The sequence below is a fragment of the Halobacillus amylolyticus genome (assembly GCF_022921115.1).
Taxonomy (GTDB): Bacteria; Bacillota; Bacilli; order Bacillales; family Halobacillaceae; genus Halobacillus_A; species Halobacillus_A amylolyticus.
The window spans coordinates 3,387,371-3,401,367 of record NZ_CP095075.1 but is presented as its reverse complement, the minus strand read 5'-3'; the positions used below and the strand labels follow the sequence as shown (position 1 = coordinate 3,401,367).

The following is a 13,997-nucleotide window of genomic DNA, read 5'->3' as shown; positions in this document are numbered from 1 at the left end:
ACATCCACCGTCACCTTACTTGAAAGTAGCTTTTCGCTTTTCCATAACCGCCTGCACACCTTGCTGGTAATCTTCCAATTCAGTGACTAACCCCATAGAAGAAGAAATCATATCCAGCGATGAGCGTAAACTCATAGTTTCACTTTGATAAACCGCTCTTTTCGTCAATCGAATGGCTTGTTGAGGCCCATTCACAATCTTTTGTAAATAACCATCTGTAAACGTCTCGATCTCATCCTGGGGGACTACAAACGTCACCAACCCCATTTGCTTCGCTTCCTCTGCTTCAATGACCTTACCAGTCCATAACATATCTAGCGCTCTATCCTTACCTACCAATCGGGGCAAGAAATAGGCAGCCCCATCCCCTGGAACCAACCCTACATTCACATAGCTTTCAGATAATCTAATCTCTTCTGATGCAATACGAATATCACACATGAGTGCCATATCAAGTCCTGCACCAAACGCTGCACCATGCATTTGAGCAATGACAGGCTGATCGATTTCTTCCAATAATAAAGGAATTCTTTGCACCTTTTTCCACAATGAATTTTTTCTTGCTAAACCTGTACTTGTCAGATCATCTTCACTTTTGTAAAATCCGTTTCCAGCAATCATTTCTTTAATATCTCCGCCCGCACAGAAGCTTTTACCATTCCCTCTAATCAGCACGGCACGGATGTGGTCCGAATCTCGGACTGTTTCCAATGCTTCTATCCATAAATGAATCATTTCTTCACTAAATGCATTTAAACGATCTGGTCTATTTAATGTAATTTTTGCAATATGATCTTCCACGTTAAAAATCAAATCACTCATTTTATTCCCTCCCCTAATTGAACCTTTGCTATGACCGGATGATCCGTGATCATTTCCCATAAGCTTTCCGTGTTTGAGTTCATGACTTTGTCAGCCAATTGATCTGCCCAGTAATTTTCATTCCCAAATTCATCTCTCCAGGCCCAAAGCCTTCGTGTCACTTGATTCAATCGATGTTCATGTGTTACTCCTATTGCCCCATGAAGCTGATGAGCAATTTCAGTTACTTTCCCAGCTGCTTCATTTACTTTTAGTTTAGCTGCAGCAATTTCATGATCATCTACTCCTTTGCCAAAAGCTAAAATGGCTTTATTTGCAATGGTAACGGAGGCAACTGTTTCACCAGATAATACAGCAATGTGCTGCTGAATGGCTTGTAAGCGATGCAGCGGCCGCCCAAATTGTTCACGTTCCTTGGAAAAAAGAACACTCAGTTCCAATAAAGCTTCCATAGCGCCACTCATCATTACGATTTTTATTAACCCTCCTAAATTAGTGACTTTCATCCTGAATTGCTCTACATCAACTTCCTCAAGGAAAATATCAGCTACATCAACACTTTGAAAGTGAATCGTGTCCGATGGTTCCCCAGCTAGATTGCTATTAAACTCAATATTAGCCTTATCTAATGGCAATAAAGCCAATTTGGATTTACCTTCTACGTTAGCTATGACTACTATCCTTTTTGCATGTCTTGCCCAAGGTACATTCACTGCTTTTCCCTGTACGGAGTACCCTTTGGGCGTTTCTTCTAGCTCAATCTTGTTTTTAGGATTTACGGAGAGGGTCAAAATCTCTGAAGATGGCGATATCCCATGATCCGCCAACAACCATTGAACCATTAATGTTTCTGCTAAAGGAAGCGGAACACTAAACTTCCCAGCTAACTGTAAGATATGAAGGGCATCATTGTAATCTCCCCCCGTGCCCCCTAAGGATTCCGGAACACCGACTGAAGTTACCCCAGACTCAACCAAAACAGACCACAACTCCTCTGCAAATATCCCTTCTTCTGATCGATCAATCAATTCTTTTGTACATAAGGACTTAAACATTTTGTTGGTTGAATCCAATATAATTTCCTGCATATCACTCATTCAGCAATCACCCCTTTCGTCACGATTCCTCTTAAAATCTCTGTGGTCCCACCGCGTAAAGTAAATCCCGGCCCATGCAAAATGGACTGGGCCAATAATTTTTCAAATCGAACCTCTGACGTCATCGATGGACTACTCGCTATAATTAAGCGAGCAACCTCAGCGACATTCTTCTCAAATTTTGTTCCCATATCTTTAACTAAAGCGGCTGTTGTATTTACATCCGCTCCTTCCTCTAATAATTGGGCAATTCCGATGGACATATGTCTTAAGCTATATAATTGAGACAGCAGTTTCATAGCTTCTTTCATACCTTGAAAATCCTTATTTTCTCTTAAAGTTCCAATCAATTCCTCTAATAAAGGGAAGGTGCTCAATATTCTTTCAGGACCACTTCTCTCATAAGCAAGCTCTGCCATGCTTTGCCTCCATCCATTCCCTTCCTGCCCAACAATGTTCTCTTCAGGTATGATAACGTTTTCAAAAAACACTTCATTAAAATGTTCTTCTCCTGTTAAATATTTGATGGGTCTTATAGTAACGCCGGGACTGGACAAATCTACAACCAATTGACTTAACCCCTCATGTTTCCTGTCAGGGTTTTTTGGTGAAGTTCTACAGAGGACGATCATATAATCGGAAAGATGTGCCCCACTAGTCCATATCTTCATCCCATTTAAAACCCAACCATTCTCTGTCCTTTCTGCCCTTGTACTGATAGCTGCTAAATCAGAACCAGCATTTGGCTCGCTTAAACCTATTGAAAAAAAGCATCTGCCTTTTGCAATTTTAGGAAGGAAAAATTCCTTTTGTTCATCGGTTCCAAACTTTAAAAATAAAGGACCGGTCTGTCGATCAGCAAACCAATGCGCAGCTATTGGAGCACCTGCCGCTAATAATTCCTCAATAACGATATACCGTTCTAAAGAGCTTCTCTCTTTCCCACCATATTTCTTTGGCCAAGTCATCCCAATCCAGCCCTTTTCCCCAAGCTTTTGGGAGAACGCTGGTGAATATCCACTTAACCATGAGTCAACTTGAGATTCAAAGGTGTCTTTTTCACTTTTAATAAACTGACGTACTTCATTCCTAAATGTTTCCTGTTCTTCTGTAAATCCCATTATCGGTACTTTTAATTTGTTCATGTTTAAAAACACCTTTCTCTTTTACCGATATACGGTAACAGTTATCTTTAATTGATAATTTGTATTCTAACGGAATTAAAAATAAATAGCAACAACTTTTAAAATTTTCAAATTACTAACTAAGCCAACTAATTATCAGGAGTGTATTGTAAGCTTACATTTAAATTTTAGATAACTTTGAAAATTTCTATACATTTTGGAGAACAAGCGTAAAAATAGTCGATACGAGCTGGAAAGAGAGAATCTAGGTTTTGTAGATTAAATTTAGGAGAATGTTATCTAGCGGCGAGGATGGTTCCATTCAAGGAATTACCGCCGCACTTAAAGAACCTGACTACTGCGAACCAGAGACTTATGGAGAACTCCTGCATAAGCGGAGAGATTTTAATGAAGAGATATTGATCTACACAAAAGAGGATTTAGAATTGCTATTCACGGAAATGGCGATCGAGCCATTGAGTCTATTCTAGATGCCTACGAATATGCTCTACCCGCTAAACCTCGTGCTGACCATCGGCGCCGCATTGGGCATATCCAGACGGGACTACCGAAGACTTAAATAGGATGAACGAACTTTGTGTCGCAGGGTCTTTCTTTATTAACCACGTTTACTACTGGGGGGTGACAGACATAAACGTATCTTTTTAGGACCTGACAGGGCAGAACAAATTAATCCCTTAGCAGATGCTGCAAAAAGAGGCCATCCCTACATGTTACATTCCGATTGGCCCAATCACTCCTATATCCCCACTATTTTCAGTTTGGGCAGCAATCAATCGCCAAACGATGGGGGATGACGTGTTGGGAGAAGATTAAAAAATTAGTGTAGAAAAAGCTTTACGAACGATGACGATAGACGGAGCAACATTAAATTTTGAAGAAGATATATTAGGAAGTATTGAGGTTGGAAAACTGGCAGACTTTGCTGTTCTCGAAGATGATCCAATGGCTATGGATCCTATGAAGATTAAGGATATTGATGTAGCCGCAACAATCATTGATGGTAAAATTGTATATGGTCAAGAAACATTTCAAGAATCCAACTAAATGATTCATTACCTTGGCAGGGATTTAACTCCCTAACTCTCATACCAATGTATGTACGGGTACGTAAACGTTAGAATTCAACGTAATAAGACCCATTCGACACCAAGCTGCCCATTGAGCGTGCGAATGAAAATAGTGCTGCTAGGATCCGCTAGCAGCACTTCCTGTGTTTCCCCATTAACAAGCCTTTGCCTTTGATACGGCTACCTCCCTCTATAAATTAAAGTTTTATATTAATTAGAAATTTCGAGAAAAGTTCCTTGTCTGTTTGTACCGTAAAAATGTTACGTTGAATTTTATTTTTTCAAGTAATACAAACACATTTATGTAATAATAGAATTAGATAGTTGTTCGAATTGAATAGGGTGTCGGCTAATCCCCATGTCAAATGAAGAGGGGGTGATGCCATGAGCGTCTATGAAGCATTGATGGTTGCTATAGCCTTTAGTACCTTGAATGTAACATTGATTGCCTTAATAGTGGCGATAATACGCGTAAAAAAATAGACACCCTGTCTGGATAACGGGGAGTGTCTATTTTCACGAATAGCCTTGCCCTAATCAAGAGCAACTATCTAAGGGATCGCAGTTGGCGCTGTGATCTCCTTTTCTTATGTGTATCCTGTTTCTGATTTAATTATACCATATTTTTCACAAAAGCTAAATTAAATAGTAAAATTCAGTTTCATATTGGTTCAAGACAACATGGAGAATTTATCTTACATATATTATCAGTATCAACCATCCAAACACCCCAGAACAGCAGCAGATCCCGCTCCATGTCTGAAATCACCACTTCCAAATTAGCGCATACAATTCACTCATATCAACCAGCTGCATCTCAATCTCTTCACTCAGTTCAAGAGCCTGATCCCCAGTCCTGGAAACGGCCTTCGCTGCAAAAAGGTGAATCGCTTCAGATGTAGATCCTGCTAAAGGATGGAGTAACCCAAGAGATACCCATTCTCCGCCTGATATCCTGTTTCCTCACGTAATTCGCGGTTGGTCGTTCCTAGCGGCGACTCTGAGTTTTTCCTTCAAACTGAATCGTCCCCCTCTTCTCACACGACTAATGTATATAGATCTATACATGTAGCAACAATGTTAAAAGCATCAAAGAATGAGGTGTAAGGTCATGTTTGTAAAAGGATTTAGAAATGCACTGTTTATGTGTGTTCCGTTTTGGATCATTGTCGTCCTTCTTATCGTTTTTACTCAGAGGTAGTTCAAAGTTTCTAAGTATAAAGAACAAGGCTGCCTCCTACTAAGAGACAGCCTTGTCATTAAGAACTATATTCCGTAATCATATTGTGAACTTCTTGAACTTCCTGGTCAGAGACTTGTAGATAGTACACACCACCGATTTTCGTACCTGTCCCAGTCATTTGATACGTTTCCATGTTCTGTTGGGCACTACGGTAATTTAGCACGATATTCTTCATGGCGCTGAAATTCATATTGGTTGTTACGTTATTACCTAGCACATCCATCATTTCTCCGATTCGATTCACGGAACTAATGCTCGCCCCTTTATCAACAATCGCTTTAATGACTTGCCGCTGACGTTCGTTTCTACCCGCATCACCCCTTGGATCCTGGTATCTCATGCGTACATATCCCATCGTTTGCGGACCATTAAGAGTGATTTTACCTTTTTCATAGTGATAGCCTTCTTTGTAATAACCGGTATCATACCAATCTAGTGAATTGTTAACGGTAATTCCACCAACAGCATCAACCATTTTAGAAAGGCCCTGCATATTTATCTTGACGTAATAATCCATTTCGACATTCAGAAAATTCTCTACCGTCCTGATAGCCATGTCCGTGCCGCCAAATGCATACGCATGATTAATCTTGTCCTTGGTTCCTGCTTTGGGGTCATCGCCGACAAGTGTTGTTCTTGTATCACGTGGAATGCTTATCAACTGGCTGCGGTTGTTGGCAGGATCTAGGGAAAGGACCATTAGAGCATCTGATCTTCCACGGTCGCCTTTTCGTTCATCGACACCCATCAAAAGAATATTTAAAGGTTCTTCTTGGGTTATTTTCTTTTCTGCCGCTTCATGATCAATGGAAGCTACCTTTTCATGCATCTTTTCATCAACCGTGCTTTTTGCCCCGGCGTAAATGGTGTAAAGGTAGGTACCTCCACCTAGTAGTAGCAAGACTAATAGGATAAGAGGAACTTTCCACCACTTCCGCCTCTTTTTCTTGTGTTTATCCGAACGTTTCATAGTAATTTGTTCACTCCAGATTCTGTCATTTGTCTATGGTCTATTATAACTAGAAATGACATAGACAGCAAGAATACGACAATTTTTTATAAAAGGGGAGTAAACGTTAGCCTTGCCATTTCATCTACTTTTCTTAGAATTGGTTGAAGCCAGACAAGGTATTGGTAATGCATTTTGCATAGAAGTGTGACGCGTAGATTGACAAAAATAGGTTCTGGATGCCTCCACTGATTAAATGTTTAATCATCAGAGGGCGCTCTCCCCCGGGGCCGTCATCGTCTCTTCATAACCGTTACCGGAAAAAATCATCGATTAAATAATTAAATGCTTCCTCGTCTTCTCTTTAATCATTTTCCTCGCTCGCTTCACGGTCGTCTCGCTTACAGATTCAGCTTCAGAAATTTCTCCAACTGTACAGCCGCCTAATGTTAGCCGAACTACACTCTTTTCAAATTCCGTCAAGTCGCAATAATAGAAAATATCATGCAGGGAGATCCAATCTAAGATAGGATCAGGTGTAAAAGAATCCTTACTACAGTGACCCAAGAGTGATAACCGTGACGATTGATCCCTTTGCTTGCGAAATAATGACATGTAATAGAAAGTCAACTGAATCGTGAAATAGGTAGAAAAGTTGGACTTTGTGGAGTCGTAATTTTTCATACATTGATCATAAATGAAATAGGCATCCTGAATGTAATCCTCGTAAGGCTTCTTCATGTTCAATTTCTTTAACACAGTGTAAACGAGCCCTTGATAATCTTCGTACTGATGGTTCATCATGTTCTTCTTTCTATTGAATATTCAATAATAAATTGTGCACATTCCTATTATTACCTATGCACCACAAAAAGGGAATAATTATTTCAATTTTTTACAATATTTTAAAAAGTTGTGCGACTTATGACACCAAAATTGGTTTTCAACACGATAATATATATGAATGAAAAAATTTTAAAGAGGAGATAACAAAATGACCATGAACTTCGAACAAATCGTTAAAGAAAATGAGCAACTGATTCACTATCACATTCACCGCCTGCATATTCAAGATCGTGATGGGTACTTTTTTGCTGAAGGGTTAGAGGCACTGTGGAACGCTTATGAAAGCTACAACCCGGAACTTGGTAGATTCTCAACGTACATAAGCTGGAGGATACGAAACGCTCTAATCGATCGCATTCGTAAAGAAGCGAGAAATACGAAGCATGAGGAAACCTATTTTCAGACGCATGCGACTATGGAAGCCGTTCAAACCGAAGATATTATCCAAGATCACTACTTATGGGAACAAGTGAAGGAAATATTGACGGAAAATCAGTGGAAATGGGTCTATTACTTTGTCATCCATGATCTTTCTATTGATCAAATCGCGAAACTGGAAAACGTTACAAGAGATGCTGTAAAGAATTGGGGGAGACACGCTAGGAATAAACTTCGTAAGGCTTTGGAATTAGAGATGGAGCTTCAGGATTAAAAAGATAACTCCTGAACAATACTGCATCAGATTATTAGTTGCAGCTTTATAACTATAGATTATAAAGGATTCGGCAACTGAGCATCAGCCTCAATTGTCGAATCTAATTACATAATTTTTTAATCGATTCTACTTGTTAAAGAGAAATCCCTTGTAAATGTTATTGACTTTTATTTATCACACCTGCAATTTCCCAACGAGAAGTTACTTGTGGGAGACGCTCACCATTACGAAAAATCATCCAAACTTTTGCTTCATTCAAATGAACATGATGTTCTTTGTCATAGAGGTCAGGTTCCGTTTCCAATGCAATAGTTAGAACCATGGGCCAGAGTACAAAATCAGTACACTCAACTATTAAGTTAAGCTTAACAAGGAATTAACTATATAAATTCTTTGATGCCCCTAATATAAAAATTGAAATTAAACTTCAAAATTAATATCGTCTAACAAAGTTTTGATGACTTCCTGCTTCGATATAGATTCAAACTTATAGCCTCTATTTTTATAATACATGTTTCCTATATATACACCCGTTTTCAAAATCTGAATTCGAATATTCTCATCATGCCTAGGTATATACAATATTTCCTCTTTATAACCTCTTATCAACTCAACCACCTCATAGTTATATTACATGAATTTGTTATTTTTCCGCAACTTTTAGAGTGGGAAATTTGGAACAAAAAAAGCGGATGGTTAGTATAGATGTTTAGCTTAACTTACGAGACCGTATAGACTAGAACCCAAAATCAAACAGTGATTCCTTAGCGCTTTAACGCACCGTTGGTCAGATTCCTAAATCCACGTCGTCGGTCATATCAAAGATCTTAACTTGTAATTGAAAACCTTCATATGACTTCATCATCTCACCGACTTCTTCCCACGTATAGGGTTTACCATCTATGACAACAACCGGCCCATCATGTTCTCCTCCATGGTCAATACGGCCAAGAAAATGATCGTTGGTGATAGAGTGATAGGTTTGACCATTTGGAAAAGCATCTTTTTCAACATAGGACTCCGCCAACCCTGCCTTTACTTTATCTAGAAGCTTCTGAAGTAAGGACTGCTGATCGTCATCCAATTCACCATGCACGGCAAAAGCATAACCACATTCATTCATCTCAACAGCTTCCATAAAGATGCCAAGAGGGTCTAGTCGTTGAGTAATTGAAAACCTCCTAAGTACACCGGCATGATCTCTCAAAGCTACCTCTTTCATTTCATTCGTCAATTCAACGCCAAGCTCCTCCGAAATGATTTGGTTATAACAACTCCAACAAAGTCCTGCTTCCTCACCGTCAATTTTTGTTATGACATTTACAGCATTCTTATTGCAATGATTACATACATCCACTGTTCCACCACATTTCCATTTCTTTTATTAATAGTATAGCAAGAAAGAAGTAAAAACAGAATCTCTTTCAAACCCCTTCACCGCTACTTACGTCTTGGGGATCAGGCCCACTGGCGCTCAAAAAGAAGCGGGGCCGCTCACTCTCTTAATCATTCGGTCCCCAGCCAATTAGCACACTCACTCTCAAAAAAAAGCTACTGGTCTGCAAAATAACAGACCAATAGCTTCTTTTTTCATTACAATATTTTATTCAGAAATTCTTTCGTCCGCTCCGATTCAGGATTCGAAAAGATCTGTTCCGGATCGCCTTCCTCCATGATAATTCCTTCATCCATAAAGAGGACTCGATCCCCAACTTCTTTGGCAAATCCCATTTCATGTGTCACAACAACCATCGTCATCCCTTCATAGGCAAGCTGTTTCATAACGGCTAATACTTCACCAACAAGCTCTGGATCAAGTGCAGAGGTTGGCTCATCAAACAACATCACCTTAGGCTCCATGGCAAGTGCACGAGCAATGGCCACGCGTTGCTGCTGTCCGCCTGATAACTGATTTGGATACATGTCAGCTTTTTCACTCAGACCGACCTTTTCCAGCAACTTCTGTGCACGGTCCTTTGCTTCATCTTTACTGATACCACGCGCTTTATGTGGAGCAAGCATGACATTTTCAATTACGGATTTATGTGGAAACAGATTAAACTGCTGAAAGACCATTCCCACTTCTTTTCGAACTTCATTTATATTTGTCTTCGGATCATTTAAACGTGCACCATCTACAACAACATCACCACTTGTAATTTCTTCAAGCAGATTTAAACACCTTAAAAAAGTACTTTTTCCGGATCCACTCGGGCCGATTACACAAACCACTTCTTTCTGTTCAATCTTGCAATCAATCCCCTTCAATACCTCTAACTTTCCGAAGCTTTTATGCAAGTTTTCAACTGTTATCATTACACATCCAGCCTCCTTTCAACAATGCTCAAGACGAAGGATAATGTTAAAGTAATGGCCAGATAGAAGACGGCAACTGTCGTATAAATTTCAACAGCATTAAAGTGGTTGGCCGCAATCAAACGTCCTTGGAAAATCAGTTCCGGAACGAGTATGACTGACAACAGGGATGTATCCTTAATACTGATAATGAACTGATTGCCCAGTGGAGGAATCATTCGTTTGAAAGCCTGCGGCCAAATAATATGACGCATCGTCTGTCCATGATTCAGGCCAAGTGAACGGCCCGCCTCCATTTGACCTTTCTCAATCGATACGACCGCACCACGCACAATTTCTGCGATATATGCCCCCGAATTTAAAGCAATAACAATAATACCTGCTGTAACTGAATCAAAATTATAGTTAATAATCAACGGTAGCGCATAGAATATCCATATGGCCTGGACCAGAACCGGAGTCCCGCGTAGAATCTCTATGTACACACTTGATATCCAATAAATAGTTTTATATCTTGAAATACGTCCCAATCCAAAAATGGCACCAAGAACAAAACCTATCAAAAGACCAACCACCGAGATCAGCAGCGTATAATAAAGACCAGTCATTAATTGTGGTAAAAATTCAACAACACCGGCAAAATTAAATCTATCCAGCATACTCTCACCTCTCTTGTTGTCTATAAAAAGTGTAAAAGGGTGTAACAACTGGATGGTTACACCCTTCAACTGCTATTTATGAATCTTTTGGTTCTTCACCAAACCATTTTTTATAAATTTCATCGTATGTGCCATTTTCTTTCAGTGTTGCCAGGGCATCATTGATAGCCTTTACCAAATCTTCTTGCCCTTTGGAAATAGCAATTCCATATTGCTCAGCTTTATACAATTCGCCGGCCATTTTCAGCTTATCGCTGCCTTCTGTTTTGATGTAATAGGCCACATTTGGAGCATCATACAGAACAGCATCAGCACTTCCATTTTCCACTGCCAGGTACACCTGACTCATCTGCTGGTACTCATTTGCTGTTGCATCTTTAATATTCTCTTTTATAAACGCTGCACTGGTTGACCCGAGTCTTGTAGCGATTGTTTTTCCTTCCAGATCCTCAAGACTTTTGATTGATGTATTATCTTTTGGAACACCAATACGCAGCCCCGATTCGTAGTATGGATCACTGTAATCAATCTTCTTTGCCCGCTCTTCGGTAATCCCAATTCCAGCTATGGCAATATCAAATTTTCCCGTTTGCAGTCCGGGAATGATACCATCAAAGTTTGTTGGTGCCAATTCTATTTCAAATCCTGCTTCGTCGGCTATCGCCTTAATGAGTTCAATGTCGAAACCTGTATACTCACCGTCTTCTTTAAATTCAAACGGAACAAATCCAGTGTCCGTTGCAACTGTATATTTATCCTTTAATTCACCATCTGACCCACTTGATTCGTCTCCACTTCCACATGCAGCAAGTCCAAGTATCAGACAAGCAGAAAATAATAGAATACCTAAAAACTTCAAGTTACTTTTTTTCAATGTTGTTTTCCCCCTTTTGTTAGTCTAACTGGTTTCGAAACCAGCCCTCTCATGACCTCCCTTAAATGATTTGTCGAGCTCAACGGCCTGCGTAGGATAATTTTCTTATATATTATATGTACTTCAAGTATTACGAAAATATGAATTCAGAAGTCGTCAGTTTATAATTAATCAAGAGTTTTCAGGAAACGATTTCCCAAAAATTGACGCTCACGGGAACACTTTTTCCGCTCACAGCTTAAGTACTTGCGCTCACTATTTTTGTTTTACGCTACGTTCTACCTAATTTCGCTCACTTCCAGACCATTTACGCTCGCCTGCGAAAACAGCCTTGCTATAGGTACATTCTTCATAATCAAACAACGGCACAGGAAACCAATAAGCCACCCCGCTTCTTTGCTCAAAAAGAAGCGGGGTGGCTTATTCTCACTTAATAATTCAATCCCCAGCCAATCAACACCCCGATCGCCAAGAACACCATCGACAACACATACCACATCACAATTAACGGCAGCATGAACCTAACTCACTTCGTCCATGGCACCCCGCCAATCGCACACCAGACGCTGGCGTAATACTATTCACGCACTGGAGGTCAGAACCCAAAATCAGTATTTCAGTATTTCAAATATTACGACAAATGTCAGGGATAACCCATCTGCTTGACGACACTCCCCTAGCTCCATTTGTTCAAAATTCTCACTTATGACTGGATCCTTTCAGGGATGTTTAATAGTAATTTTTTGTGTACATAATAAGTGTAATAGAATATAATAAAATTAATATCTAAACATTGATATAATAGTATTTATACATGTAAAGAGGTGAGTAATTTGACATATAATTTCTCAAGAGAACATTTTGCTGAGGAACAAGGCAATTTGGTGTATAAACCCAATTTCAATCCTCATGACTATGAACTTATGGAATTAGTCATGGAGGCTGAAAGGAACATTGGTGCTCTGGCAAGGTTAGGCCTTAAGAATCATCCTTTAAAACCAACGATTCTTAGAAATTCTATGGTACGAACAGCACATTTTACAACTAAAATTGAGCAGAACAAATTAGAATATAAGGAAGTTGAACAACTGTATCAAAACTATAAGACTGAGAAATTAACCACCTCTCAGAAATTTAAACTAGAAGTAAGAAATGTTTTTGAAGCATATGAATATTTATATAAATTAAATCCTCGTCAGAATTTCTCCGATATGGATGAACAAGTCTTAAAAAATATTCATGAACTTTTGATGAAAGATTTGACTGGTCATCCAAATGGGTATCGGGGAATTCCAGTTTCGTTACAAGACGGAGATGGGCAAGCTAGTTATATGCCCCCGTCTTATAGTGAAATCCCATCATTAATGGGAGCATTCTTTAATTGGATGTATAGGAGCGTGACGGGACATGAAAACCAGTATGATCACAATGTAAACCTTCAATTTAGAATTCACCCCTTGTTAATATCAGGGATTACGCATCATATTATTGGTTATATCCATCCCTTCCCTGATGGAAATGGGAGAACAGCACGCGCCTTTTCTACACTTGTTGCCCTTATGCACCCAGATTTAAGTACCATTAAAGACGCTTTCAGTGTTGAGGAGTTTTTTGACAAAAGAATTGAAGAATACTATGACACTCTTATGCAAGCAACACAAGGGGACTTAAAACCATTTTTATTATTCTATTTAGAATGTATTAATGCCTCACTTATGAAAGTATTAAAGGAACTTCAGCGTTATGACAGAATTAAACATGTTAAAGAGTTATTAGGCAAAGGACACTCACGAACAATGTTTGAAATTATCGCTCGAATGGATGATGGAGAGCATTTCCATCGTCAAATGTTTGATGATATGTTGAATGCATCGTCATCTAGTATTGCTAAAAATTTATCAAAGTTAAAAGAACTTGATGTGATTAGGCCTGGAGAGTCTAGAGGGGACTATCTGGTTTGTATTTTAGATTAATATTGACGGGAAGAGAGCCTCAAGCATATTAAGTAAATTTGGGGCTAAACCACTGAAAGGTTTGGCCCCCGATTTGTCTCGACATAGCGAGTCGACAATTATTTGATTGCTTCTCCGAACTACGTAATTATGTGCTTGTTCACAAGGTATCCAACCTACACAAGTTCAACGAGCTCTCTGAAAACTTATGCTCGTTTCACAATTCAATAATTAGGAGACATTTTATGACTAAAAAATACTCGCTTCCTTTTTGACAATAGAAGCGAGTAATAATATCTTCAAGCTACAATCAGTCATTCGGTCCCCAGCCAATCAACACCCCGATCGCCAAGAACACCATCGACAACA

Annotated in this window: 15 protein-coding genes and 1 pseudogene; 6 read left to right on the top strand and 10 right to left on the bottom strand. The window is 39.3% G+C overall.

Translation table 11 applies throughout. The annotated features are described in order from the left end of the window. Positions 1 to 15 precede the first annotated feature (15 nt). From MUO15_RS17345 to MUO15_RS17335, 3 genes are read right to left on the bottom strand one after another with little or no spacing between them, the layout of a single operon-like run. Complete coding sequence (locus MUO15_RS17345; protein ID WP_245031289.1) at positions 16 to 822, bottom strand: enoyl-CoA hydratase/isomerase family protein; 807 nt, start codon at positions 820 to 822, stop codon at positions 16 to 18. Then, positions 819 to 1,919: an acyl-CoA dehydrogenase family protein gene (locus MUO15_RS17340; protein ID WP_245031288.1), complete on the bottom strand. Its 1,101-nt coding sequence runs from the start codon at positions 1,917 to 1,919 to the stop codon at positions 819 to 821. The genes MUO15_RS17345 and MUO15_RS17340 overlap by 4 nt, the downstream gene beginning before the upstream one ends. After that, positions 1,916 to 3,064: an acyl-CoA dehydrogenase family protein gene (locus MUO15_RS17335; RefSeq protein WP_245031287.1), complete on the bottom strand. Its 1,149-nt coding sequence runs from the start codon at positions 3,062 to 3,064 to the stop codon at positions 1,916 to 1,918. Before MUO15_RS17335 ends, MUO15_RS17340 begins: the two co-directional genes overlap by 4 nt. A 272-nt stretch (positions 3,065 to 3,336) precedes the next feature. Here MUO15_RS17335 and MUO15_RS17330 point away from each other — a divergent pair, with 272 nt between their 5' ends. The 4 genes from MUO15_RS17330 (at position 3,337) to MUO15_RS22235 (ending at position 4,617) form a co-directional block, all read left to right on the top strand. Beyond that, the gene (locus MUO15_RS17330; RefSeq protein WP_245031286.1) at positions 3,337 to 3,534 is read left to right on the top strand and encodes a hypothetical protein; all 198 of its coding nucleotides are present in this window, start codon (positions 3,337 to 3,339) and stop codon (positions 3,532 to 3,534) included. Beyond that, positions 3,462 to 3,623 (top strand): amidohydrolase family protein, encoded by a 162-nt coding sequence (locus tag MUO15_RS22240; RefSeq protein WP_396266359.1) that lies wholly within the window; start codon positions 3,462 to 3,464, stop codon positions 3,621 to 3,623. Before MUO15_RS17330 ends, MUO15_RS22240 begins: the two co-directional genes overlap by 73 nt. Positions 3,624 to 3,910: 287 nt before the next feature. Further along, positions 3,911 to 4,111 carry an amidohydrolase family protein gene (locus tag MUO15_RS17325; RefSeq protein ID WP_245031285.1) on the top strand — a complete coding sequence of 67 codons (201 nt, stop codon included), beginning with the start codon at positions 3,911 to 3,913 and terminating at the stop codon, positions 4,109 to 4,111. A gap of 407 nt (positions 4,112 to 4,518) precedes the next feature. Beyond that, positions 4,519 to 4,617, top strand: coding sequence for a putative holin-like toxin (locus MUO15_RS22235; protein WP_396266265.1), 99 nt, complete (start codon positions 4,519 to 4,521; stop codon positions 4,615 to 4,617). 425 nt (positions 4,618 to 5,042) lie between these two features. Here the strand turns inward: MUO15_RS22235 and MUO15_RS22230 are convergent. The 3 genes and pseudogenes from MUO15_RS22230 to MUO15_RS17315 all read right to left on the bottom strand — a co-directional run. Next, a pseudogene (locus MUO15_RS22230) lies at positions 5,043 to 5,126 on the bottom strand (hypothetical protein); the annotation flags it as partial. A 267-nt stretch (positions 5,127 to 5,393) separates the two neighbouring features. After that, entirely contained in the window at positions 5,394 to 6,347 is a 954-nt protein-coding gene (locus MUO15_RS17320; protein WP_245031284.1) for an LCP family glycopolymer transferase, read from the bottom strand. Positions 6,348 to 6,659: 312 nt separating this feature from the next. Beyond that, positions 6,660 to 7,127, bottom strand: a complete 468-nt coding sequence (locus tag MUO15_RS17315; RefSeq protein WP_245031283.1) for a sigma-70 family RNA polymerase sigma factor — start codon at positions 7,125 to 7,127, stop codon at positions 6,660 to 6,662. 193 nt (positions 7,128 to 7,320) lie between these two features. Here MUO15_RS17315 and MUO15_RS17310 point away from each other — a divergent pair, with 193 nt between their 5' ends. Continuing rightward, a complete protein-coding gene (locus MUO15_RS17310) occupies positions 7,321 to 7,824 on the top strand; it encodes a sigma-70 family RNA polymerase sigma factor (protein WP_245031281.1) in 504 nt (167 codons plus the stop codon). 790 nt (positions 7,825 to 8,614) lie between these two features. Here the strand turns inward: MUO15_RS17310 and MUO15_RS17305 are convergent. The 4 genes from MUO15_RS17305 to MUO15_RS17290 form a co-directional block, all read right to left on the bottom strand. Continuing rightward, positions 8,615 to 9,184 carry a DUF7713 domain-containing protein gene (locus tag MUO15_RS17305; RefSeq protein ID WP_245031279.1) on the bottom strand — a complete coding sequence of 190 codons (570 nt, stop codon included), beginning with the start codon at positions 9,182 to 9,184 and terminating at the stop codon, positions 8,615 to 8,617. Positions 9,185 to 9,420: 236 nt separating this feature from the next. Then, positions 9,421 to 10,143 carry an amino acid ABC transporter ATP-binding protein gene (locus MUO15_RS17300; protein ID WP_245031277.1) on the bottom strand — a complete coding sequence of 241 codons (723 nt, stop codon included), beginning with the start codon at positions 10,141 to 10,143 and terminating at the stop codon, positions 9,421 to 9,423. Continuing rightward, on the bottom strand, positions 10,143 to 10,802 hold the full coding sequence (locus tag MUO15_RS17295; protein ID WP_245031275.1) for an amino acid ABC transporter permease: 660 nt from the start codon (positions 10,800 to 10,802) through the stop codon (positions 10,143 to 10,145). The genes MUO15_RS17300 and MUO15_RS17295 overlap by 1 nt, the downstream gene beginning before the upstream one ends. 76 nt (positions 10,803 to 10,878) lie before the next feature. After that, positions 10,879 to 11,676 (bottom strand): glutamine ABC transporter substrate-binding protein, encoded by a 798-nt coding sequence (locus MUO15_RS17290; protein WP_245031273.1) that lies wholly within the window; start codon positions 11,674 to 11,676, stop codon positions 10,879 to 10,881. A gap of 833 nt (positions 11,677 to 12,509) precedes the next feature. On the opposite strand from MUO15_RS17290, the gene MUO15_RS17285 reads away from it, so the two are divergent. Then, positions 12,510 to 13,649: a Fic family protein gene (locus MUO15_RS17285; RefSeq protein WP_245031271.1), complete on the top strand. Its 1,140-nt coding sequence runs from the start codon at positions 12,510 to 12,512 to the stop codon at positions 13,647 to 13,649. Positions 13,650 to 13,997: the final 348 nt, after the last annotated feature.

Coding starts and splice junctions, on each gene's coding strand:
- MUO15_RS17345 (WP_245031289.1), bottom strand. CDS start 822: ATGAGTGATTTGATTTTTAACGTGGAAGATCATATTGCAAAAATTACA.
- MUO15_RS17340 (WP_245031288.1), bottom strand. CDS start 1,919: ATGAGTGATATGCAGGAAATTATATTGGATTCAACCAACAAAATGTTT.
- MUO15_RS17335 (WP_245031287.1), bottom strand. CDS start 3,064: ATGAACAAATTAAAAGTACCGATAATGGGATTTACAGAAGAACAGGAA.
- MUO15_RS17330 (WP_245031286.1), top strand. CDS start 3,337: ATGTTATCTAGCGGCGAGGATGGTTCCATTCAAGGAATTACCGCCGCA.
- MUO15_RS17325 (WP_245031285.1), top strand. CDS start 3,911: ATGACGATAGACGGAGCAACATTAAATTTTGAAGAAGATATATTAGGA.
- MUO15_RS22235 (WP_396266265.1), top strand. CDS start 4,519: ATGAGCGTCTATGAAGCATTGATGGTTGCTATAGCCTTTAGTACCTTG.
- MUO15_RS17320 (WP_245031284.1), bottom strand. CDS start 6,347: ATGAAACGTTCGGATAAACACAAGAAAAAGAGGCGGAAGTGGTGGAAA.
- MUO15_RS17315 (WP_245031283.1), bottom strand. CDS start 7,127: ATGAACCATCAGTACGAAGATTATCAAGGGCTCGTTTACACTGTGTTA.
- MUO15_RS17310 (WP_245031281.1), top strand. CDS start 7,321: ATGACCATGAACTTCGAACAAATCGTTAAAGAAAATGAGCAACTGATT.
- MUO15_RS17300 (WP_245031277.1), bottom strand. CDS start 10,143: ATGATAACAGTTGAAAACTTGCATAAAAGCTTCGGAAAGTTAGAGGTA.
- MUO15_RS17295 (WP_245031275.1), bottom strand. CDS start 10,802: ATGCTGGATAGATTTAATTTTGCCGGTGTTGTTGAATTTTTACCACAA.